A 20,379-nucleotide genomic window follows, 5' to 3' on the forward strand; every position below is an offset into this window, starting at 1 on the left:
TGTCGGGGGTCTCGGGCGGGGTCATGAATCAATGATATCGAGCGATTGCTTCCAGTGATATTCCGGTGTTACCGTCGAAGTGATTCCACTGGAAACATGCCTGGCGGCACGCCCGGGGGCTCGTCTGGCCCCCGCCTGTGTCACGCCCCTGAGCGCGCCCGTGGGCGTGCCCGGGCACACCCGGGCACGCCGGGAACATCACGACATCCACCTTGAGGGACACCCATGATCATCGTCACCGGAGCCACCGGAAAGCTCGGCAGCCGCGTCGTGGAACGCCTGCTGGAACACCTCCCCGCCGAGCAGGTCGGCGTCAGCGTCCGCGACCCCGGCAAGGCCGCCGACCTCGCCGAGCGGGGCGTACGCGTCCGGCGCGGCGACTTCGACGACCCCGCCTCGCTCGTGCACGCCTTCGAAGGGGCCCGGCAGGTGCTGCTCGTCTCCCTCGACCGGGCGGGCGAGGAATGCGTCGCCGGTCACCGCAACGCCGTTGACGCCGCCGTGAAGGCGGGCGTCGGCCGCATCGTCTACACCAGCCAGATGGGCGCCGCCCATGACTCCGCGTTCCAGCCGTGTCGCGACCACGCCCGCACGGAGGACCTGCTGCGCGAGTCCGGCCTGCCCTGGACCTCACTGCGCAACGGCTTCTACGCGGCCAGTGCCCTGCGGTTCCTCGAGGCCGCCCGCCACACCGGGGACATCGCTCTGCCCGCCGACGGGCCCGTCGCCTGGACCGGGCACGACGACCTCGCCCAGGCCGCCGCGGCGATCCTCACCACCGAGGAGGGCCGCTTCGAGGGGCCCACCCCGCCGCTCACCGGCCCGGCCGCACTCGACTTCGACGCCGTCGCAAAGATCGCCGCCCGCGCCACCGGACGGTCCTTCACCCGCACCGTCGTCACGGACGCGGAGTACCGCGAGCAGCTCCTCGCGCACGGCGCGCCCGCACCCCTCGCCGACCTGCTGCTGGGCGTCTTCGACGCGGCGCGGGCCGGCGAGTTCACCGCCGTCGGCCCGACGCTCGCCGAGCTGACGGGCCGCGAGCCCGCCCCCTTCGGGACACTGCTGGCACAGGCCTGGGCCGAGCGGCCGGCCCCGTAGCCCCCCGCGCGTCAGCTGCCGGCCACGACCGGCTTCCCCGTCAGCTCCACGCCCGCCGCCCGCATCTCCTCCAGCGCCTTCTCGGTGGTGGCCGGCGCCACCCCCGCGGTCAGATCGAGCAGGACATGGGTGCGGAAACCCTCCTTCACCGCGTCCAGCGCGGTGGCGCGCACACAGTGGTCCGTGGCGATGCCGACCACGTCCACCTCGTCCACCCCGCGCTCCCGCAGCCAGTCGGCGAGCCCCGTACCGTTCTCGTCGGTGCCCTCGAAACCGCTGTACGCGGCAGCGTAGGCGCCCTTGTCGAACACGGCGTCGATCGCGCCGGAGGCCACGGCGGGCGCGAAGTTCGGGTGGAACCCCACCCCCTCGGTCCCGGCGACACAGTGCGCGGGCCAGCTGTGCACATAGTCGGGGTTGTCGGCGAAGTGGCCGCCGGGGGCGATGTGATGGTCGCGGGTGGCCACCACATGCCGGTAGGAGGGCGTCGCCTGCCCGATCAGCTCGGTGATGGCGGCGGCGACATCGGCACCCCCGGCGACCGCGAGGCTGCCTCCCTCGCAGAAATCGTTCTGCACGTCTACGACGATCAGGGCGCGGCGCATGGTGGGTGTCCTTCGGCAATCGCGGTCGGCATGAAGGGTTCTGCGGCCCGGCCGGTGAACTTCCGAGCCTAGGCAATCCAGGGGCGGTACGGGAGGGGGCATCAGGGGGCGTGAACGGGGGCGCATCCGCCGGTGTCCGCCCCCGCGGGCTCGTTCCGCCCGCTCACTGGCTACCCGAGCGCAGGTGGACGTATTCCGTCGGAATGACCGGCTCGCCGCGCGAGAGCTGCGTCGCGGACAGCGGAAGACCCGCGCGGGCCGCGAGGTGCCGGTCGCGGGCCGCGTCCAGCGGCTCCCGGCCGACGATCTCGCCGCCCTTCACCAGCTCCACCAGCAGCTGCCGGTCGGCGAGTTCGGCGGGAACCGGCCCGGTGCCGACGACCTCGGCCTCCGCCACCCCGTCCGCGTCCAGCCGCCGCGCCGCCCACTTGCGCCCGCCGATCGACGTCTTCCCGCCGGACGACTTCTTCGCCACCGGCCGCAGCGGTGCCTTCGGGTCGGCACTCTCGGCGCGGGCGACCAGCTTGTACACCATCGACGCGGTCGGATGCCCCGACCCGGTCACCAGCTGGGTGCCCACGCCGTACGCGTCCACCGGCGCCGCCGCCAGCGACGCGATGGCGTACTCGTCGAGGTCCGACGTCACCAGGATCCGCGTGCGGTGCGCGCCCAGCGCGTCCAGCTGCTGCCGCACCCGGTGCGCGACCAGCAGCAGATCGCCGGAGTCGATCCGCACGGCGCCCAGCTCGGGCCCGGCCACCTCGACCGCCGTACGCACCGCCTCGGCGACGTCGTACGTGTCCACCAGCAGCGTCGTCCCGCGGCCCATGGACTCCACCTGCGCCCGGAACGCGTCCCGCTCGCTGTCGTGCAGCAGCGTGAACGCGTGCGCGGACGTGCCCACGGTCGGGATGTTGTAGCGGAAACCGGCCGCCAGATCCGAGGTGGAGGCGAAACCGCCGACGTACGCGGCACGCGACGCGGCCACCGCCGACAGCTCGTGGGTGCGCCGGGCGCCCATCTCGATCAGCGGCCGGTCACCGGCGGCCGACGCCATCCGGGAGGCCGCCGCCGCGATCGCCGAGTCGTGGTTGAGGATGGAGAGGATCACCGTCTCCAGCAGCACGCACTCCGCGAACGAGCCCTCCACACGCAGGATCGGCGACCCCGGGAAGTACACCTCGCCCTCCGGATAGCCCCAGATGTCACCCGAGAAGCGGTACCCGGACAGCCACTCCAACGTGGCCTCGTCGACGATCCGCCGCTCCCGGAGGAAGCCCAGGACACCCGCGTCGAAACGGAAGTTCTCCACGGCGTCCAGGACACGCCCGGTGCCCGCCACGACGCCGTACCGCCTGCCGTTCGGCAGCCGCCGCGTGAAGACCTCGAAGACGCTGCGCCGTTCGGCCGTGCCCGCCTTCAGGGCGGCCTGGAGCATCGTCAGCTCGTAGTGGTCCGTGAAGAGCGCCGTCGAGGGGACATCCACCGGCAGCCCAAGGTCCGCAGTGTTCATGGCAAGGGATCGTACCTCCATTTCGTCAGTGTGACGATTTCTGGGGTGCGTGGCAGCATGGTCACTGTGACGGCAGCCGCACCCATCGAGATCGAGAAGACCGAGTCGGCGGAGGAGGTTTCCGCCGTACCCGAGCCCGACGTGCCCTGGGTGACGATCGTCCACAACGACCCCGTGAACCTCATGAGCTATGTCACGTACGTCTTCCAGACGTACTTCGGCTACAGCAAGGACAAGGCCACGAAGCTCATGCTCGACGTCCACCACAAGGGCCGAGCGGTCGTCTCCAGCGGTACGCGCGAGGAGATGGAGCGCGATGTGCAGGCCATGCACGGCTACGGCCTGTGGGCCACGCTCCAGCACGACCGGAACTAGCGCAGACCGGAAAGCCGCGCTCTCCCCGCCCCCGCCCCTCAGCGGAAAGACCCCATGCCAGGACACTTCGAACCGCTCCCCGGCGGCGGTGCCGCCGTCGCCCTCGACGACGTCGAGATCTCCATCATCCGGTCGCTCGCCGTGCAGCTGCTGGAGCTCATCGGCCCCGGCCCCGCCGAGGACGCCGGTGACGACCCGCTCGCCGAGCTGTTCGCCGAAGGCCCCAGCGAACCCCCCGCCGACCCGGTCCTGCGCCGCCTCTTCCCCGACGCCTACTCCGACCCCGAACGCGAGCCCGCCGACGCCGAGGAGGCCGCCGAACGCACGGCACGCTCCGCCGAGTTCCGCCGCTACACCGAGAACGACCTGCGCGCCCGCAAACGCGACGACGCCCTCGCAGTCGTCCGCTCCCTCGACGCGCTCTCCCCGGCCGGCGACGGGGGAGCGGTCCTCAAGCTGACCCCGCAGGAGTCCCGGCAGTGGCTCGGCGCGCTCAACGACCTGCGTCTCGCGATCGGCTCCCGGCTGGACATCACCGACGAGGACGACAGCGACCTGCTGTTCCGGCTGCCCGACGACGACCCGCGCAAGCCGATGGTGATGGCGTACCTGTGGCTGGGCGGGCTCCAGGAGACCTTGGTCAACACGCTGATGCCCTGAGGGCCGAAGCCTGCGAACGCGTGCGCCCCCGGCCCGGGGGCGAATTCCAGGGGGCGTTGCCGCGCCCGCGGACGGACAACCTCGTGCCCGGACGGACAAGCTCGTGCCTGCGGACGGACAAGCTCGTGCCTGCGGACGGACAAGCCGCGCCCCCCGAACGGGGACCCCGCCGTCCCTACCCGTGGGTTACCCCTTGTACGCTGGCCATGTCCCGTTCTGTCCTGCTTCGCTCACCCTGAGTGTTCGCTCAGAGGACGCTCAAATCCGGATAACGATCGCGTTACCGCAGCGGCCGGGAGCGCCCAGCGACACGCCCATTTGTCCGGTTCTCGTCGTGGTCTGTGTCACACGCCGGTACGCCGATCAATGTTGCGGCCGTGATAAATCTTCACGACCGCCCGACGAACGCCACCCGTACGTTCGGTCGGGTGCGCCACCGAGCCGGTAACCGCCGGCCAGGCAGTGAGCGGGCCCCCGCGGCCCGCTCGGCTCCATCAATCCGGGGGGATCGAAACCCGATCCGAGGCCGACAAGAGGCCTGGGGTCGGCATGGAGAAAGGCGCACCACACATGACCTCGAAGCAGGTCGAGCAGGGGGCAACCCCTGAGGAGGGCTACGAGCGCGGTCTCGGCAGCCGTCAGGTCCAGATGATCGCGATCGGCGGCGCCATCGGCGTCGGCCTCTTCCTGGGGGCCGGGGCCAACATCGCGAAGGCCGGACCCAGCCTCATCGTCATGTACGCCCTCGCGGGCGTGATCATCTTCTTCATCATGCGGGCGCTCGGCGAGCTCCTGCTGTACCGGCCGGTCTCCGGCTCCTTCGCCGAGTACTCGCGCGAGTTCCTCGGCCCGTTCTTCGGCTACTTCACCGGCTGGACGTACTGGCTGATGTGGGTCGTCACCGGCATGGCCGAGCTGACGGCCGCCGCGATCTACGTCAACTACTGGTTCCCGCACATCCCGCAGTGGGTCACCGCCCTGGCCTTCCTGGTGATCCTCTTCGGCGTCAACCTGATCTCCGTGAAGCTCTTCGGCGAGCTGGAGTTCTGGTTCTCGATGGTGAAGGTCACCGCCCTCATCGGCATGATCGTCATCGGTCTCGGTGTCCTCACCTTCGGCTTCTCCTCCGCCGGCGACACCGCCGCGGTCTCCAACCTGTGGGCCTTCGACGGCTTCTTCCCCAAGGGCATCGGCTCGTCCCTGATGACGTTGCAGGGCGTCATGTTCGCCTACCTCGCCGTCGAGCTGGTCGGCGTCACCGCCGGTGAGTCGGAGAACCCGGAGAAGACCCTCCCCAAGGCCATCAACACCCTGCCGTGGCGGATCGCGCTGTTCTACGTCGGCGCCCTCACCGTCATCCTGTGCGTGGTGAAGTGGACCGAGTTCGGGCCGGGCGTCAGCCCGTTCGTGGCGGCGTTCGCGAAGATCGGCATCCCGGCCGGCGCCGGCATCGTCAACTTCGTCGTGCTGACCGCGGCCCTGTCGTCCTGCAACTCCGGCATGTACTCCACCGGCCGCATGCTGCGCAACCTCGCCTCCAGCGGCGAGGCGCCCCGCGTGTTCGAGAAGCTGTCCTCCACCAAGACGCCCGCCCTCGGCGTCACCGTCTCCGTGCTCTTCATGGGCATCGGCGTGATCCTGAACTACGTCGTCCCGGAGAAGGCCTTCGGCTACGTCACCTCGGTCGCCACCGCGGCCGGCATCTGGACCTGGCTGATGATCCTTGTCAGCCACGTCCGGTACCGCCGCGCGGTCGTCGCGGGCCGGCTGCCCGCCTCCCCGTTCCCGGCGCCCGGCGGCGCGAAGTGCTCCTGGGTCGCGATCGTGTTCCTGGTGTTCGTGACCGGCCTGATCGCCGATGACGCCGAATCCCGGATCTGCCTGTACGTCATGGCGGGCTGGGCCGTCGCACTCGGCATCGGCTGGGCGGTGCTGAAGAACCGCCACCCGCAGGTCACCCAGCGCCGCGAACCGGAGCTGGAGAAGGTCGGCTGAACCCGGCCGACCCGCCACCCCCCAGGGGACGTCCGGCCGGAGGGAGCGTACTCGTGGAGTTCTCTCCGGCAGCCGCTCAGGACGTCCATGATCCGGGCCGTCCCGTACCGAACCCCGGTACGGGACGGCCCGTCCGTCCGCCGCCCGCCGCACCGCCCGGCCCGCTTTGCCCGTCCGGGGCCCGCTTATCCTGACGGACATGCTGACCATCACCCAGGCCCTCGTCGACCAGATCGTCGCCCACGCGCGCAAGGACCACCCCGACGAGGCGTGCGGCGTCGTCGCGGGCCCGGCGGGCTCGGACCGCCCCGAGCGCTTCATCCCCATGCTGAACGCGGCGATGTCGCCCACCTTCTACGAGTTCGACTCGGGCGACCTGCTCAAGCTGTACCGCGACATGGACGACCGCGACGAGGAACCGGTGGTCATCTACCACTCCCACACCGCCACCGAGGCCTACCCCTCGCGCACCGACATCTCCTACGCCAACGAGCCCGGCGCCCACTACGTCCTCGTCTCCACCGCCGACACCGACGGCCTCGGCGACTTCCAGTTCCGCTCGTTCCGCATCGTGGACGGCGAGGTCACGGAAGAGGAAGTCCGGATCGTCGAGGCCTACTGAGGCGTAGGGGGACCCGCCCCCGTCCCAGCGGGCGGACGAAATCCGTCCGGCATACGGAATCACACTCCGGGAACCCGGCCGGGAATCGATACGATGAACCCATGGTTCTTCTCGACGTGAGCGACAAAGCGCCGGGCGTGCTGCTCGTGGCGCGGCTGCACGTCGACCTGTGCAGGCTGAACAGCGCCATCTGTTGACCCACGCCGCTGCCGCCGAACGGCCGGAGAGCCGCGGCGTGCCTCCCCCCGCGCCGACCGCCCGGGGAACCCCTCGCGCGCCTCACGAACCGACGACACCTTCCGACAGGAGCCCTGAGCCATGGCCATCGAGGTCCGCATCCCGACCATCCTCCGCCAGTACACCGACGGTCAGAAGGCGGTGGAGGGCACCGGCGACACCCTCGCCGAGCTGTTCGCCGACCTCGAGACCCGGCATGCGGGCATCCAGGCCCGCATCGTGGACGGCGACCAGCTGCGCCGCTTCGTCAACGTCTATCTCAACGACGAGGACGTCCGCTTCCTCGACGGCATCGAGACCAAGCTGTCCGACGGTGACAACGTGACGATCCTGCCGGCCGTCGCCGGCGGTATGGCCTGATCCGCGATGCGCTACGACTCCCCGCTGGCCGCGGTCGGCAACACCCCCCTGGTGCGCCTGCCGCGGCTGTCGCTCTCCGAGGACGTGCGGATCTGGGCCAAGCTGGAGGACCGCAACCCCACCGGCTCGGTCAAGGACCGCCCCGCCCTGCACATGATCGAGCAGGCGGAGAAGGACGGCCGGCTCACCCCCGGCTGCACCGTCCTGGAGCCCACCAGCGGCAACACCGGAATCTCGCTCGCCATGGCGGCCAAGCTCAAGGGCTACCGCATGGTGTGCGTCATGCCGGAGAACACCTCGCAGGAACGCCGTGACCTGCTCCGCATGTGGGGCGCCGAGATCATCTCCTCCCCGGCGGCCGGCGGCTCCAACACCGCCGTACGCGTCGCCAAGGAGCTGGCCGCCGAGCACCCCGACTGGGTGATGCTCTACCAGTACGGCAACCCGGACAACGCCGGCGCCCACTACGCCACCACGGGCCCGGAGATCCTCGCCGACCTGCCGTCCGTCACCCACTTCGTGGCGGGACTCGGCACCACCGGCACCCTCATGGGCGTCGGCCGCTATCTGCGCGAGCACAAGCCCGACGTGAAGATCGTCGCCGCCGAGCCGCGCTACGACGACCTCGTGTACGGCCTGCGCAACCTCGACGAGGGGTTCGTACCCGAGCTGTACGACGCCTCCGTGCTGACGACGCGTTTCTCCGTCGGCTCCGCGGACGCCGTCACCCGCACCCGGGAGCTGCTCCAGCAGGAGGGCATCTTCGCGGGCGTCTCCACGGGCGCCGCGCTGCACGCCGCGATCGGCGTCGGCAAGAAGGCGCTCAAGGCGGGGGAGAGCGCCGACATCGTCTTCGTCGTCGCCGACGGAGGCTGGAAGTACCTGTCGACCGGCGTGTACACGGCCGCGACGACCGAGGAAGCCATCGAGACACTCCAGGGCCAGCTCTGGGCGTGACCGCGCGCGGTCGCCGGCCTCATGTGGCGAGGTGACGGACCTGGTCCCACAGGACCGGGTCCACCACCCCCACACGGCGCCGGAAGTCACGTACCGGCACCTCACGCACCTCGTCCGTCTGCAGGAAACTCGCCCGCCCCCGCGTGTCCCCGACCGAACCCGGCGGCAGCGGGATCACCCCGGCCCGCTCGTCGTGGTACTTCGTGCTGATCTCCACGACCACCGCCCGGCCGCCCCGCACCGACAGCACCAGACACGGCCACTCCCGCGGACCCGCCCCGTCCTCCCGGACGTCGTCGCCCTTCCCGGCCCCGCCTTCACGGGCCCCGTCATGAGGGGCCCCGCCCTCCGCGCCCGCTCCCGGGCCGCGCCGGCCGTCCAGCCCGCCGTCGAGCGGCACCACGTACGCCCACCAGATCTCCGCCGGCGCCGGCCGCAGCCCCGTCCCACCGCCGCGGAACCGCCGCGCACCGCCCGGCGGCCGGGGCGCCCGGCCCCACCCGTCGACGAGCACCGCGACGAGCGCGAGCAGCACCACCGCCACGAGCGCCAGCCACCACGACGTGTCCATAGGATGACGTTAGCGGCGCACGATCCACACCGCGCGCCCTTCGGTCACTCCGCGCTTCCCGACACGCGCCGCCGGCGCCCCACGTCCAGCCGAACCGGTGACAGCACAGGTGAGTTCGCCCACAACAGCCCTTGGCGGAGGAGCGACCCCGGGTTTTGCGCCTTACGCTCGACGGACCGCATGACCCCCGACGCCCCGCACAGGATCTCGTTCCGCAGATCTGTCCGCACCCGCACTTTCCGCCACGGAGGTTTCTGCTCCATGAAGCTCACCGTCGTCGGCTGCTCGGGGTCGTTCCCGTCCGCGGAATCGGCCTGCTCGAGCTACCTCGTCGAGGCCGACGGCTTCCGGCTGCTCCTCGACCTGGGCAACGGCGCCCTGGGCGGGTTGCAGCGCCACTGCGGTCTCTACGACCTCGACGCGATCTTCCTCAGCCATCTCCACGCCGACCACTGCATCGACATGTGCGCGTACTTCGTCGCGCGCTACTACCGTCACGACGGAGGCCGCTGCGCCCCCCTGCCCGTGTACGGCCCGGAGGGCACCGAGCACCGCCTGACCACGGCGTACGCGGACACCCCCTCGTCCTCCTCGATGAGCGAGGTCTTCGACTTCCACACGGTCAAGCCGTCCACCTTCGAGGTCGGCCCGTTCACCGTGCACACCGAGCGCGTGGCCCACCCGGTGGAGGCGTACGGCATCCGCATCGAGCACGCCGGCAAGGTGCTGGTCTACTCCGGCGACACCGGCGTCACCCCGGTGCTGGACGAACTCGCGCGCGACGCCGACCTGTTCCTGTGCGAGGCCGCGTTCACCCACGGCAAGGAGAGCATCCCCGACCTGCATCTCAACGGCCGCGAGGCCGGCGAGACCGCGACCCGGGCCGGCGCCCGCCGCCTGGTTCTCACCCACATCCCGCCGTGGACCGACCCCCAGGTCAACCTGGCCGACGCCCGCGCGGTGTACCCCGGCCCGGTGACACTCGCGGCACCCGGGCAGACGTACGACATCTGAGGCCGCCGTAGGGCCGGCGTCCGATGCCGCCGTGGGGACGGGGCGGCCTCCCCGCGCCCGACGGCCCCGCCCCTCGTGACGCCGAAGGCCCCCGGAACCTTGGGCTCCGGGGGCCTTCGAGTACGCCGTACGGCAGGGGCTCACGCCCTGGTGAGGTCCTCGACCTCCTCCTCGGGCTCGCGGCCCGGGGTGGGGAGGTTGAACTTCGTGATGGCGAAACGGAAGAGGAAGTAGTAGATCGCCGCGAAGACCAGACCGATGGGGATGATCAGCCAGGGCTTCGTCGCCAGGTTCCAGTTCAGGGCGTAGTCGATGAAGCCCGCCGAGAACGTGAAGCCGGCGTGCACCCCGAGCGCCCAGGTGACGGCCATGGCCACCGCGGTCAGCACCGCGTGGATGACGTACAGCACCGGCGCGATGAACATGAACGCGAACTCGATGGGCTCGGTGACACCCGTGACGAAGGAGGTCAGGGCGAGCGAGATCATCATGCCCATCACGGCCTTGCGGCGCTCCGGGCGGGCCGCGTGGGCGATGGCGATCGCGGCGGCCGGCAGACCGAACATCATGATCGGGAAGAAGCCGGACATGAACTGGCCGGCGGTCGGGTCGCCCGCGAAGAAGCGGTTCAGGTCACCGTGGACCATCTCACCGGCGGCGTTCTTGAAGTCGCCGAGCTGGAACCAGGAGACGGTGTTGACGAACTGGTGCATGCCGATCGGGATCAGCGCACGGTTGATCAGACCGAACAGACCGGCACCCACGGCGCCCAGACCGGTGATCCACTCGCCGACGTTCGAGATGCCCTCACCGATCGGCTCCCACACCAGGCCGAAGAAGACACCCATCAGCGTGCCGACGAACGCCATGATGATCGGGACCAGCCGGCGGCCGTTGAAGAAGCCGAGCCAGTCCACCAGCTTCTTGCGGTGGTACCGCTGCCACAGCACGGCGGCCAGCAGACCCATCAGGATGCCGCCGAGGACACCCGGATTGTTGTACGTCGCCGCGACGTCCTCGCCGGCCTTGATCTGGGCCTCGGTGACGGGGAACGCCTTCAGGACGTTGCTGTACACCAGGAAGCCGACGAGGGCGGCGAGGGCGGTCGAACCGTCGGCCTTCTTGGCGAAGCCGATCGCGACACCGATGCAGAACAGCATCGGCAGGTTGTCGAATATCGCGCTGCCCGCCGTGTCGAACACCGCCGTGACCTTGTCGGGCAGGTTCAGCTTGTCGTGGACGTCGGCCTGGCCGAGGCGAAGGAGAATGCCCGCCGCCGGCAGCACGGCGATGGGCAGCTGAAGGCTGCGGCCGACCTTCTGCAGGCCCTGGAACAGGCCGGATCCCCGCTTCTTCGCGGGGGCCGCCGTTGCGGTGGCGGTGCTCATAGACTTCCTCCATCAGGTGGTGGTCTACACCACTCAGTGGTGTAGACCTGTTGTAGCACGATGCAGGCGCTATAAGGAACCCGTCAAAACCGCAACCGGAGCACTACGCCCCGTACCGTCTCCGGAACGTGACAAAGGGCCTCCGGACCCAGCGGTCCGAAGGCCCCGAAGCCCCCTCTGATCAGGCCCTTGTCACATCCTCGACCTCCTCTTCGGGCTCCCGCCCCGGCGTCTTCAGATCGAACTTCGTGATCGCGAAACGGAAGATCACGTAATAGACCACGGCCAGGCACAGCCCGATCGGAATGATCAGCCACGGTCGCGTCGCCAGACCCCAGTTGATGACGTAGTCGATCAGCCCGGCGGAGAAACTGAACCCGTCGTGCACCCCCAGCGCCCACGTCACGCCCATCGACACACCCGTCAGCACCGCGTGCACCGCGTACAACACCGGCGCCACGAACAGGAACGAGTACTCGATCGGCTCCGTGATCCCCGTGACGAACGACGTCAGCGCCACCGACAGCATCAGCCCGCCCACCATCTTGCGCCGCTCCGGCCGCGCAGTGTGCGTGATCGCCAGCGCCGCCGCCGGCAGCGCGAACATCATGATCGGGAAGAACCCCGACGTGAACTGACCCGCGTCCGGATCACCGTGCAGGAACATATTGATGTCGCCGTGCCACACCTGACCGTCCGGCGCCGTGTACGACCCGAACTGGAACCAGATCGGCACGTTCAGGAACTGATGCAGACCGATCACCAGCAGAGCCCGGTTCGTCACACCGAACAGCGCCGCGCCCCACGACCCGGCATCCCGCAGCCAGTCCGCGAAATCCTCCAGACCACTGCCGATCGGCGGCCACACCCACAGACACACCACCGCGAACACGATCCCCACGAACGACATGATGATCGGCACCAGCCGCCGCCCGTTGAAGAACCCCAGCCAGTCCACCAGCTTCGTCCGGTGATACCGCTGCCAGAAAAACGCCGTCAGCAGACCGATCACGATCCCGCCGAACACCCCAGGATTCTGATACGCCGCCGCGGTCGCCGCCCCGCCGTCCGGCACCGTGCACACCCCGCCCAGCGCACCGCCCAGCTCCTGGAACGTCCCCGACGGACAGTCGTCAGGGAACTGATGCAGCACCACGTAATAGACAAGGAACCCGACCACCGCCGCCAGCGCCGTCGACCCGTCGGCCTTCTTCGCCATGCCGATCGCCACACCCACGCAGAACAGCAGCGGCAACCCCAGCGACCCGTCCAGCAGCGCCCCGCCCGCCGCCGCCATCACCTTGGAGACGTTCGTCCACCCCAGCCCGTCGTCCCCGAACACATCGTTCTGCCCCAGCCGGTTCAGGATGCCCGCCGCAGGCAGCACCGCGATCGGCAATTGCAGACTGCGGCCCATCTTCTGCAGGCCCTGGAAGAAGCGGTTCCAGCGTTCCCTCGCGGGAGAGACCCCGCGACCCTCGGCGGCACTTTCGGCACTCATCGGTATCCTCTGGTGTAGACCAGTTGACCGACAGTCGGCTGCGCTGTCGTGTCCGCCATCCTTCGGCACAGACGACGGCAACGCTCGCGAAGTTGGGCCGACTGTGGGTTACTGCGAATACCGCGACCACCGCCACCGACGCGGCCCGCGGTCCGCACCAGGGATTTCAGGGAGACGGAACATGGCCAGCAAGGCTGAGAAGATCGTCGCCGGCCTCGGCGGCATCGACAACATCGACGAGATCGAGGGCTGCATCACCCGCCTGCGCACCGAAGTGCACGACGCCTCCCTGGTCGACGAGGCCGCGCTCAAGGCCGCCGGCGCCCACGGCGTCGTCAAGATGGGCACCGCCATCCAGGTCGTCATCGGCACCGACGCCGACCCCATCGCCGCGGAGATCGAAGACATGATGTGAGCCCCACCAGGCTCACAGGCCCACCAGGCTCACCCGGAAGGGGCTCTTCCCGCACAGGGAGGAGCCCCTTCCGCCACTCGGGCTAGGCTCAGCGACATGTCACGCATCGACGGCCGCACCCCCGAACAACTCCGCCCGGTCACCATCCAGCGCGGCTGGAGCAAGCACGCAGAAGGCTCCGTCCTCGTCTCCTTCGGCGACACCAAGGTCCTGTGCACCGCCTCCTTCACCGAAGGCGTCCCCCGCTGGCGCAAAGGCACCGGCGAAGGCTGGGTCACCGCCGAATACGCCATGCTGCCCCGCGCCACCAACACCCGCGGCGACCGCGAATCCGTCAAGGGCAAGATCGGCGGTCGCACCCACGAGATCAGCCGGCTCATCGGCCGCTCCCTGCGCGCCGTCATCGACTACAAGGCACTCGGCGAGAACACCGTCGTCCTCGACTGCGACGTCCTCCAGGCCGACGGCGGCACCCGCACCGCCGCCATCACCGGCGCCTACGTCGCCCTCGCCGACGCCATCGCCTGGGCCCAGGGCAAGAAACTGATCAAGGCCGGCCGCCAGCCCCTCACCGGCACCGTCGCCGCCGTTTCTGTCGGCATCGTCGCCGGCGTCCCCCTCCTCGACCTCTGCTACGAGGAGGACGTCCGCGCCGACACCGACATGAACGTCGTCTGCACCGGCGACGGCCGCTTCGTCGAGGTCCAGGGCACCGCCGAAGCCGAACCCTTCGCCCGCGACGAACTCAACGCCCTCCTCGACCTCGCCGTCGCCGGTTGCACCGAACTCGCCACCGCCCAGCGCACCGCCCTCGACACCCTCCTCGAACGGTAAAGCGCGCCCCCCGCCCCACCCGAAGGCAGGCCAGGACACCGAGGGCGGCACGGGCAACCGTGCCGCCCTCCGGCGCGTCAGTAGGGGTACGAAACAGGGGCCGGCGAAGGCCGGACAAAGGGCCGGTCCACGACCACCCGGCCCGAGGGAGGGAACACAGCCATGGCCGCGAGCCGACGCCCACGTCGAGGCCGCCGAATCGCCATCGTCACCGCCGCCGTCGCGGCCACCGCACTCACCGCCGCGCTCACCACCGGCTGTGACGCCGTGAACAAGGCCCTGGACTGCATCCAGACCGCCGACGCCATCGCCGACAGCGTCACCGACATGCAGCAGGCCGTGGAGAACGCCTCCGACCCGACCCAGCTGGCCGAGTCCCTCGACAGCATCGACAGGAACCTCGACAAGATCGGCGACAAGACCGACAACGCCGATGTCAACAAGGCGGTCGACGACCTCTCCAAGGCCGTCGACAACGTCCGCACCGCCGTCAAGAACGGCGACCGCACCCCCGACCTGAGCCCCGTCACCGACGCGGCAGGCGAACTCACCAAGGTCTGCACGCCGTAACACCCCCGAGGCCGCCGCGCCGACAGGCCCCCGGACCCACACCGGGATACTGGGGGCCATGACCCGCTTGATCCTCGCCACCCGCAACGCCGGAAAGATCACCGAGCTGAAGGCCATCCTCGCCGAAGCCGGGCTCCCGCACGACCTCGTCGGCGCCGACGCCTACCCCGACATCCCCGACGTCAAGGAAACCGGCGTCACCTTCGCCGAGAACGCCCTCCTCAAGGCCCACGCCCTCGCCCGCGCCACCGGCCTGCCCGCCGTCGCCGACGACTCCGGCCTCTGCGTCGACGTCCTCGGCGGTGCCCCCGGCATCTTCTCCGCCCGCTGGGCCGGCCGCCACGGCGACGACAAGGCCAACCTCGACCTCCTCCTCGCCCAGCTCGCCGACATCCCCGACGAACACCGCGGCGCCCACTTCGCCTGCGCCGCCGCCCTCGCCCTGCCCGACGGCACCGAGCGGGTCGTCGAAGGCCGCCTCCGCGGCACCCTCCGCCACACCCCCGCCGGCACCAACGGCTTCGGCTACGACCCGATCCTCCAGCCCGACGGCGACACCCGCACCTGCGCCGAACTCACCCCCGACGAGAAGAACGCCATCAGCCACCGGGGCCAGGCCTTCCGAGCCCTGGTACCGGTGGTGCGGGAACTGCTGGGCTGAACGCCGCGAGGGGTGGGCCCACGAGCTGCGTGAACCCACCCCTCGGCGGAAGAGCCGTGCGGCCGGTGGGACTCGAACCCACACGGGATTTCTCCCACGGGCACCTAAAACCCGCGCGTATGCCGATTTCGCCACGACCGCCCCGAAGCGGACATCGGGCCGACCCGTGCCGCTTGGTGCCCCTCAGTGTACGGGGGCTGATCTCACCGCCGTGCCGGGTCTCCTGCGGCATCATGTCGGCGTCAGGGCGTGGCAGTTCGGGCACGGACAGCGGAGGTTCTCCGCGCGATGTCGAGCCACTTGCCGTCGATGTGGTCGATGTGGAGCGTGATCGGCTTGCCGCGCTCACGGCGGGTGCCGGCACTTCGGGCGCGTACGGGGCGTCGTGGCCCCTTCCCCCTCCGGTTCCGGTCGGATGTTCGTCGCTCGTGCAGAGCGAAGAAGCCGGGTCCGGAAGGTCACGTCCGGGTGGGGGTCAGAGGGACAGGTCCTTGATGATCTTGGCTACGTGGCCGGTCGCCTTGACGTTGTACAGGGCGCGCTCGACCTTGCCGTCCTCGTCGACGATGACCGTGGAGCGGATCACGCCGACCACCGTCTTGCCGTACAGCTTCTTCTCGCCGTAGGCGCCGTACGCCTCCAGGACCCGCTTGTCGGGGTCGGCGAGGAGGGTGACCTTCAGGTTCTCCTTCTCGCGGAACTTGGCCAGCTTCTCCGGCTTGTCGGGGGAGATGCCGATGACGTCGTATCCCGCACCGGCGAGGAGGTCGAGGTTGTCCGTGAAGTCGCAGGCCTGCTTGGTGCAGCCGGGTGTCAGCGCGGCCGGGTAGAAGTAGACGATGACCTTGCGGCCCTTGTGGTCCGACAGGGAGATCTCGTTGCCGTCGGCGTCGGGCAGAGTGAAGGCGGGGGCCACGTCCCCGGGCTGGAGTCGCTCGCTCATCGGTCCAGCGTAACCGGGGGTCCTGACAGTGCGGCCGGGCGGAGAGCTGACAGACTGTCCAGAACAGGATCAGATCGACTTCGGAGGCCGTACGGTGGCGGACACGTCGGACACGAGAACCCCGGCGCAGATCGAGGCGGACATCAAGCGCCGCCGCGAGGTGCTGGCCGAAACGCTCGACGAGATCGGGGTGCGGGTGCATCCGAAGACGATCGTCGGGGATGCGAAGGCCAAGGTCGTCGCCAATATCGATCACACGGTCGGGAGGGCCTATGTGCAGGTCAACCGGGTCGTGAGTGATGTTCGGGCGAAGTTCACGGACGAGGACGGGGCGCTGCGGATGGACCGTGTGGTGCCCGTCGCGCTGGTGGCCGTGGGTGTCGCCGGGCTGCTCGTGCTGGGTTCCCGGCGTCGCGGGCGCTGAGGGCCGGGCGCCGGGCGGCACCCTCCCGCGTACGGATCGTTTCCAGGCAGGTAGGTTCAATGGCGTGAGCGCCAACAGAAACGAGCACAGCACCCATCCCGACAAGCTGCCCATCCGCATGCTGCACGACCGCGTCCTCGTGCGGCAGGACAACAGCGAGGGCGAGCGGCGTTCCGGCGGCGGCATCCTGATCCCGGCCACCGCGGCCGTGGGCCGTCGGCTGGCCTGGGCCGAGGTCGTCGCGGTGGGGCAGAACGTACGGACCGTGGAGCCGGGCGACCGGGTCCTGTACGACCCGGAGGACCGTGCCGAGGTCGAGGTGCGCGGTGTCGCCTACGTGCTCATGCGCGAACGCGACCTGCACGCCGTGGCCGCGGACCGGTTCGAGGGGTCGGAGGACTCCACCGGCCTGTATCTGTGACGCAGCCCGTGTGACCAGCGGCGAAAGGGGCCGGTGACGAGTGTCACCGGCCCCTTTCGCCGTTGTTTGCTAGCGTCGGAGGTGACCCGACGAGACGCGCCGTACCGGGCCGTGCCGTCGGCGGTACGAAGGAAGTCACCGCCGCCGGCGCGAAGGAAAAGACGACGCACCCCCGTTCCGCTGCGTTGTCCGGAGGTGCCCGTCGTGGCCTGGGTCCTGCTTGTCGTCGCCGGTCTGCTGGAGGTCGGCTGGTCGGTCGGCATGAAGTACAGCGAGGGTTTCACCCGGCTGTGGCCGAGCCTGTTCACCGGCGCCGGCATCGTCGCGAGCATGCTGCTGCTGTCGTATGCCGCCCGTTCCCTTCCCATCGGTACCGCCTACGGCGTGTGGGTGGGCATCGGTGCGGCCGGTGCGGCGGTGGTCGGCATGCTGGTGCTGGGTGAGCCGGTCACCGCCGCCCGGATCTTCTTCGTGTGCTTGCTGCTGGTCGCCGTCGTGGGGTTGAAGGCGACCGGCGGGCACTGACCGCCCGCTGTGGGCGGGTACGGCTCCGGCGGCGGGGCTGGTGCCCTGCTGCCGGAGCGTGCCGCTATGGCCGTACGACGCCTTGGCCGAAGGTTGTGCCGAAGGTGGTGGAGCTGTCGCCGCCTGTGGCGCCGTTGGCGCCGTCGCCTGTGCCGCCGCCGTCTCCGCCGCCTCCGTCGCCGCCTGTGGAGGCGTCGCCTGTGCTGCCGCCGTCGGCGGTGTCGCCGGTGCCGCCGTCGGTGGCCGGGGTGCCGCCGGTGGTGGTGCCGGTGTCGGTGCCGCCGCCGGTCTGGCCCTGGTTCTGGCCGGGGGTCTGCCCGCCGGTCTGTCCCGCGGTGGCGGGGGTGCCGGTGGGGGCGCCGGTGGTGGTGCCGCCGTCCTGGTCGCTGTCGTCGTCCGACGAGTCGTCGCCCGGGTCGGTGCTGGGCGGGGCCTGGGTCTCTTCGGCGCCTTCCTGAAGCTCCAGGTCGAACTCGCTGACGGGCTTGCCCTTGAGCGCGTCCCGGGTGAACTGGGCCCAGATCTCGGTGGGCGCGCCGCCGCCGTTGATGCGGGGCAGGCCCATCACGCCGTACAGCGATTTGTGCGCGGCGGTGTCGGGGTCCTGGCCCATCACGGAGACGACGGTGGCCAGTTCGGGCGTGTATCCGGCGAACCAGGCGGCCTGGTCCTTCTCGGCGGTGCCGGTCTTGCCGGCGGCGGGGCGGCCGGCGGCCTGCGCGGCGGTCGCGGTGCCCTGGTCGACGACGCTCTGCAGGATGGCCGTGGTGGTGTCGGCGGCCTCCCGGCTGACGGCCTGGTACTGCTCGGCCTTGGGCAGCTCCATGTCCTGCCCGTTGCGGCTGATCTTCTCGACGAGGGTGTACGTGCCGCGCTTGCCGTGGTTGGCGAGGGTGGCGTAGGCCTCCGCCATGTCCAGGACGCTGGCGTTGGCGGTGCCGAGCGCCATGGACGGGTAGGCGTTGAGTTCCTTGGTGTCGGCGGGGATGCCCAGGTCGATCGCGGTCTGCTTGACCTTGGCGGGGCCGACGTCGACGACCATCTGGGCGTACACCGAGTTCACCGACTTGTCGGTGGCCTCGCGGACGGTGATGGGGCCGTAGTTGACGCCGTCCTCGTTCTCCGGGGCGTAGTAGTCGCCGTTCCAGCCCTCCACGGGGCGTTCGCTCTCGCCGCTGTAGATCGTGTTGGGGGTGATGGTGCGGCCGTCCTGGGTGCTGGACTCGTTCTCCAGGGCCGAGGTGAACACGAACGGTTTGAAGGTGGAGCCGACCTGGAAGTCGCCTCGGGTGGCGTTGTTCGTGTACTGCTTGACGTAGTCGATGCCGCCGTACATCGCGACGACCTTGCCGGTCTTCGGTTCGACGGCGGCGCCGCCGGCGCGGACGAACCGGTCCTTCGGGTTCTCCTTCGGGTCGAGCTTCGACATCAGCTGGTCGTCGACCGCCTTCACGAACGCGTCCTGCTTGCTCTTCTGAAGGGTGGTCGTGATGCGGTAGCCGCCGCCGCGCAGCTCCTCCGCGTCGACGATCTTGTTCTCGTAGAGGTAGTCCTTGATCGCGTCGACGAGGTAGCCGCGCTGTCCGGCCATCCCGGTGGGCAGGGTGGCCTGCCGGGGCATGGGGAACTTCTGGGTCGCCCGTTCCGAGGCGCTGAGCCAGCCTTCCTTGACCATGCCGTCCAGGACGTAGTTCCAGCGGGCCTCGGCCGCGGCCTTGTTCTCCGGGTGGGCGACGACGTCGTACTCGCTGGGCGCGTTCAGCAGGGAGGCCAGGTAGGCGCCCTGGGCGGCGGTCAGGTCCACGGCGTCGATGCCGTAGTAGGCGCGGGCGGCGGCCTGGATGCCGTAGGCGTTGCGGCCGAAGAAGCTGGTGTTGAGGTAGCCCTCGAGGATCTCGTCCTTGCTCTTGTTGCGGTCGAGCTTGATCGCGATGAAGAACTCCTTCACCTTGCGGGTGACGGTCTGTTCCTGGCCCAGGTAGTAGTTCTTCACGTACTGCTGGGTGATGGTCGAGCCGGACTGCTTGCCCCCGCCGGTGACGGTCTTCCAGCCGGCGCGGACCATCGCCTTGGGGTCGACGGCGGACTCGCTGTAGAAGTCGCGGTCCTCGGCGGCCAGTACGGCGTGCTGGGCGTCCTTGGAGATCTGCGCGAGGGTGACGTTCTCCCGGTTGATCTCGCCGTCGCGGGCGATCTCGGTGCCGTCCGCGTACAGGTAGACGTTGGCCTGCTTGGTGGCGAGAGCGTTGGCCGGGGGGATCTTCACCATGGAGTAGCCGAGAAAGAACAGCCCGGCGAGCAGCACGATGCCGGTGATGAAGGTGCCGAGCACCATGCGCCAGGTGGGGATCAGCCGTCGCCAGCCGGTGCGCTTGGGACGCTTGGGCTGCTTGCCGGCCTTGCCGCCGCTGCCGCCGTTCCCGCCGTCTCCGCCGTTTCCGCCTCCATCGGCGGCGACGGCGCCGGATGCCGCTTCGGGGGCGGCCGTGCGGGCTCCGGGCGCCTGGGCCTGGGCGGGCACCTGGCCCGCGGCCGGTGTGCGGGCGGCGGCTGCGGACGCCGCTGCCGCTGCCCCTGCCGCGGCCGATGCCGGTGCGGACGCCTGGGTGCCGGCTGCCGCGGCGCCGAGGGCTGCCGCGCGGGTGGTCGGGGCGCCGGGCGTGCGTCCGGGGGGCGTCTTTCCGGGG

General features: G+C 70.1%; 23 protein-coding genes and 1 tRNA gene. 16 read left to right on the forward strand and 8 right to left on the reverse strand.

The window, feature by feature from the left end:
• Positions 1-225 precede the first annotated feature (225 nt).
• A complete protein-coding gene (locus MTQ10_RS13630; RefSeq protein WP_247466809.1) occupies positions 226-1,101 on the forward strand; it encodes an SDR family oxidoreductase in 876 nt (291 codons plus the stop codon).
• A gap of 11 nt (positions 1,102-1,112) precedes the next feature.
• Here the strand turns inward: MTQ10_RS13630 and MTQ10_RS13635 are convergent, their stop codons facing one another.
• Together MTQ10_RS13635 and MTQ10_RS13640 are read right to left on the reverse strand one after the other, a co-directional pair.
• Positions 1,113-1,706: a nicotinamidase gene (locus MTQ10_RS13635; RefSeq protein ID WP_247466813.1), complete on the reverse strand. Its 594-nt coding sequence runs from the start codon at positions 1,704-1,706 to the stop codon at positions 1,113-1,115.
• 163 nt (positions 1,707-1,869) lie between these two features.
• On the reverse strand, positions 1,870-3,219 hold the full coding sequence (locus MTQ10_RS13640) for a nicotinate phosphoribosyltransferase (RefSeq protein WP_247466816.1): 1,350 nt from the start codon (positions 3,217-3,219) through the stop codon (positions 1,870-1,872).
• A 57-nt stretch (positions 3,220-3,276) separates the two neighbouring features.
• On the opposite strand from MTQ10_RS13640, the gene clpS reads away from it, so the two are divergent.
• From clpS to MTQ10_RS13670, 7 genes are all read left to right on the forward strand, one after another.
• Entirely contained in the window at positions 3,277-3,594 is a 318-nt protein-coding gene (gene clpS, locus MTQ10_RS13645) for an ATP-dependent Clp protease adapter ClpS (RefSeq protein WP_247466819.1), read from the forward strand.
• Positions 3,595-3,648: 54 nt separating this feature from the next.
• Positions 3,649-4,254, forward strand: coding sequence for a DUF2017 domain-containing protein (locus MTQ10_RS13650; RefSeq protein WP_247466822.1), 606 nt, complete (start codon positions 3,649-3,651; stop codon positions 4,252-4,254).
• A gap of 570 nt (positions 4,255-4,824) precedes the next feature.
• Complete coding sequence (locus MTQ10_RS13655) at positions 4,825-6,249, forward strand: amino acid permease (protein WP_247466824.1); 1,425 nt, start codon at positions 4,825-4,827, stop codon at positions 6,247-6,249.
• 199 nt (positions 6,250-6,448) lie between these two features.
• Positions 6,449-6,871 (forward strand): Mov34/MPN/PAD-1 family protein, encoded by a 423-nt coding sequence (locus MTQ10_RS13660; protein WP_247466827.1) that lies wholly within the window; start codon positions 6,449-6,451, stop codon positions 6,869-6,871.
• A 101-nt stretch (positions 6,872-6,972) separates the two neighbouring features.
• A complete protein-coding gene (locus MTQ10_RS31645; RefSeq protein ID WP_356759304.1) occupies positions 6,973-7,068 on the forward strand; it encodes a putative leader peptide in 96 nt (31 codons plus the stop codon).
• A gap of 121 nt (positions 7,069-7,189) precedes the next feature.
• A complete protein-coding gene (locus MTQ10_RS13665) occupies positions 7,190-7,468 on the forward strand; it encodes a MoaD/ThiS family protein (RefSeq protein ID WP_247466831.1) in 279 nt (92 codons plus the stop codon).
• 6 nt (positions 7,469-7,474) lie between these two features.
• A complete protein-coding gene (locus MTQ10_RS13670) occupies positions 7,475-8,425 on the forward strand; it encodes a PLP-dependent cysteine synthase family protein (protein ID WP_247466834.1) in 951 nt (316 codons plus the stop codon).
• A 19-nt stretch (positions 8,426-8,444) separates the two neighbouring features.
• On the opposite strand, the gene MTQ10_RS13675 is transcribed toward MTQ10_RS13670, so the two are convergent.
• Entirely contained in the window at positions 8,445-8,996 is a 552-nt protein-coding gene (locus tag MTQ10_RS13675; RefSeq protein ID WP_247466837.1) for a type II toxin-antitoxin system PemK/MazF family toxin, read from the reverse strand.
• Positions 8,997-9,257: 261 nt separating this feature from the next.
• Here MTQ10_RS13675 and MTQ10_RS13680 point away from each other — a divergent pair, with 261 nt between their 5' ends.
• On the forward strand, positions 9,258-10,010 hold the full coding sequence (locus MTQ10_RS13680; RefSeq protein WP_247466840.1) for an MBL fold metallo-hydrolase: 753 nt from the start codon (positions 9,258-9,260) through the stop codon (positions 10,008-10,010).
• Positions 10,011-10,150: 140 nt separating this feature from the next.
• Here the strand turns inward: MTQ10_RS13680 and MTQ10_RS13685 are convergent, their stop codons facing one another.
• Complete coding sequence (locus MTQ10_RS13685; protein ID WP_247466843.1) at positions 10,151-11,398, reverse strand: PTS transporter subunit EIIC; 1,248 nt, start codon at positions 11,396-11,398, stop codon at positions 10,151-10,153.
• Positions 11,399-11,579: 181 nt separating this feature from the next.
• Positions 11,580-12,899: a PTS transporter subunit EIIC gene (locus MTQ10_RS13690; RefSeq protein ID WP_247466846.1), complete on the reverse strand. Its 1,320-nt coding sequence runs from the start codon at positions 12,897-12,899 to the stop codon at positions 11,580-11,582.
• A 181-nt stretch (positions 12,900-13,080) separates the two neighbouring features.
• On the opposite strand from MTQ10_RS13690, the gene MTQ10_RS13695 reads away from it, so the two are divergent.
• The 4 genes from MTQ10_RS13695 (at position 13,081) to rdgB (ending at position 15,379) form a co-directional block, all read left to right on the forward strand.
• Positions 13,081-13,314, forward strand: a complete 234-nt coding sequence (locus MTQ10_RS13695) for a glucose PTS transporter subunit EIIB (RefSeq protein ID WP_043440579.1) — start codon at positions 13,081-13,083, stop codon at positions 13,312-13,314.
• 96 nt (positions 13,315-13,410) lie between these two features.
• Positions 13,411-14,148 carry a ribonuclease PH gene (rph, locus tag MTQ10_RS13700; protein WP_247466849.1) on the forward strand — a complete coding sequence of 246 codons (738 nt, stop codon included), beginning with the start codon at positions 13,411-13,413 and terminating at the stop codon, positions 14,146-14,148.
• Positions 14,149-14,310: 162 nt separating this feature from the next.
• A complete protein-coding gene (locus MTQ10_RS13705; protein WP_247466853.1) occupies positions 14,311-14,718 on the forward strand; it encodes a hypothetical protein in 408 nt (135 codons plus the stop codon).
• Positions 14,719-14,776: 58 nt separating this feature from the next.
• Complete coding sequence (rdgB, locus tag MTQ10_RS13710) at positions 14,777-15,379, forward strand: RdgB/HAM1 family non-canonical purine NTP pyrophosphatase (RefSeq protein ID WP_247466856.1); 603 nt, start codon at positions 14,777-14,779, stop codon at positions 15,377-15,379.
• 57 nt (positions 15,380-15,436) lie between these two features.
• On the opposite strand, the gene MTQ10_RS13715 is transcribed toward rdgB, so the two are convergent.
• Together MTQ10_RS13715 and bcp are read right to left on the reverse strand one after the other, a co-directional pair.
• Positions 15,437-15,520 (reverse strand) — tRNA-Leu (locus MTQ10_RS13715).
• A gap of 334 nt (positions 15,521-15,854) precedes the next feature.
• Positions 15,855-16,322, reverse strand: a complete 468-nt coding sequence (bcp, locus tag MTQ10_RS13720; protein ID WP_247466859.1) for a thioredoxin-dependent thiol peroxidase — start codon at positions 16,320-16,322, stop codon at positions 15,855-15,857.
• Between the two features lie 94 nt (positions 16,323-16,416).
• Between bcp and MTQ10_RS13725 the strand changes: the two genes are divergently transcribed.
• The 3 genes from MTQ10_RS13725 to MTQ10_RS13735 all read left to right on the forward strand — a co-directional run bounded on the left by MTQ10_RS13725 (position 16,417) and on the right by MTQ10_RS13735 (position 17,692).
• Positions 16,417-16,746 carry a DUF3618 domain-containing protein gene (locus tag MTQ10_RS13725; protein ID WP_247466862.1) on the forward strand — a complete coding sequence of 110 codons (330 nt, stop codon included), beginning with the start codon at positions 16,417-16,419 and terminating at the stop codon, positions 16,744-16,746.
• Positions 16,747-16,810: 64 nt separating this feature from the next.
• Complete coding sequence (locus MTQ10_RS13730) at positions 16,811-17,167, forward strand: GroES family chaperonin (RefSeq protein WP_247466865.1); 357 nt, start codon at positions 16,811-16,813, stop codon at positions 17,165-17,167.
• Between the two features lie 204 nt (positions 17,168-17,371).
• Positions 17,372-17,692, forward strand: a complete 321-nt coding sequence (locus tag MTQ10_RS13735; protein WP_247466868.1) for a DMT family transporter — start codon at positions 17,372-17,374, stop codon at positions 17,690-17,692.
• A gap of 64 nt (positions 17,693-17,756) precedes the next feature.
• Here MTQ10_RS13735 and MTQ10_RS13740 read toward each other — a convergent pair.
• Positions 17,757-20,379: transglycosylase domain-containing protein (locus tag MTQ10_RS13740; RefSeq protein WP_282612139.1), on the reverse strand; the 2,623-nt coding region annotated here is incomplete at its 5' end.

Origin of the sequence: Streptomyces sp. XM83C (assembly GCF_023072675.1) — a bacterium.
Lineage (GTDB): Bacteria > Actinomycetota > Actinomycetes > Streptomycetales > Streptomycetaceae > Streptomyces > Streptomyces thermocoprophilus.

What these genes read in the sequence shown, in the direction of transcription:
- MTQ10_RS13665 (WP_247466831.1), top strand. Translation starts at nt 7,190, where the DNA reads ATGGCCATCGAGGTCCGCATCCCGACCATCCTCCGCCAGTACACCGAC.
- bcp (WP_247466859.1), bottom strand. Translation starts at nt 16,322, where the DNA reads ATGAGCGAGCGACTCCAGCCCGGGGACGTGGCCCCCGCCTTCACTCTG.
- MTQ10_RS13630 (WP_247466809.1), top strand. Translation starts at nt 226, where the DNA reads ATGATCATCGTCACCGGAGCCACCGGAAAGCTCGGCAGCCGCGTCGTG.
- rph (WP_247466849.1), top strand. Translation starts at nt 13,411, where the DNA reads ATGTCACGCATCGACGGCCGCACCCCCGAACAACTCCGCCCGGTCACC.
- MTQ10_RS31645 (WP_356759304.1), top strand. Translation starts at nt 6,973, where the DNA reads ATGGTTCTTCTCGACGTGAGCGACAAAGCGCCGGGCGTGCTGCTCGTG.
- MTQ10_RS13650 (WP_247466822.1), top strand. Translation starts at nt 3,649, where the DNA reads ATGCCAGGACACTTCGAACCGCTCCCCGGCGGCGGTGCCGCCGTCGCC.
- clpS (WP_247466819.1), top strand. Translation starts at nt 3,277, where the DNA reads ATGGTCACTGTGACGGCAGCCGCACCCATCGAGATCGAGAAGACCGAG.
- rdgB (WP_247466856.1), top strand. Translation starts at nt 14,777, where the DNA reads ATGACCCGCTTGATCCTCGCCACCCGCAACGCCGGAAAGATCACCGAG.
- MTQ10_RS13705 (WP_247466853.1), top strand. Translation starts at nt 14,311, where the DNA reads ATGGCCGCGAGCCGACGCCCACGTCGAGGCCGCCGAATCGCCATCGTC.
- MTQ10_RS13640 (WP_247466816.1), bottom strand. Translation starts at nt 3,219, where the DNA reads ATGAACACTGCGGACCTTGGGCTGCCGGTGGATGTCCCCTCGACGGCG.
- MTQ10_RS13675 (WP_247466837.1), bottom strand. Translation starts at nt 8,996, where the DNA reads ATGGACACGTCGTGGTGGCTGGCGCTCGTGGCGGTGGTGCTGCTCGCG.
- MTQ10_RS13685 (WP_247466843.1), bottom strand. Translation starts at nt 11,398, where the DNA reads ATGAGCACCGCCACCGCAACGGCGGCCCCCGCGAAGAAGCGGGGATCC.
- MTQ10_RS13695 (WP_043440579.1), top strand. Translation starts at nt 13,081, where the DNA reads ATGGCCAGCAAGGCTGAGAAGATCGTCGCCGGCCTCGGCGGCATCGAC.
- MTQ10_RS13655 (WP_247466824.1), top strand. Translation starts at nt 4,825, where the DNA reads ATGACCTCGAAGCAGGTCGAGCAGGGGGCAACCCCTGAGGAGGGCTAC.
- MTQ10_RS13635 (WP_247466813.1), bottom strand. Translation starts at nt 1,706, where the DNA reads ATGCGCCGCGCCCTGATCGTCGTAGACGTGCAGAACGATTTCTGCGAG.
- MTQ10_RS13680 (WP_247466840.1), top strand. Translation starts at nt 9,258, where the DNA reads ATGAAGCTCACCGTCGTCGGCTGCTCGGGGTCGTTCCCGTCCGCGGAA.
- MTQ10_RS13660 (WP_247466827.1), top strand. Translation starts at nt 6,449, where the DNA reads ATGCTGACCATCACCCAGGCCCTCGTCGACCAGATCGTCGCCCACGCG.
- MTQ10_RS13690 (WP_247466846.1), bottom strand. Translation starts at nt 12,899, where the DNA reads ATGAGTGCCGAAAGTGCCGCCGAGGGTCGCGGGGTCTCTCCCGCGAGG.
- MTQ10_RS13670 (WP_247466834.1), top strand. Translation starts at nt 7,475, where the DNA reads ATGCGCTACGACTCCCCGCTGGCCGCGGTCGGCAACACCCCCCTGGTG.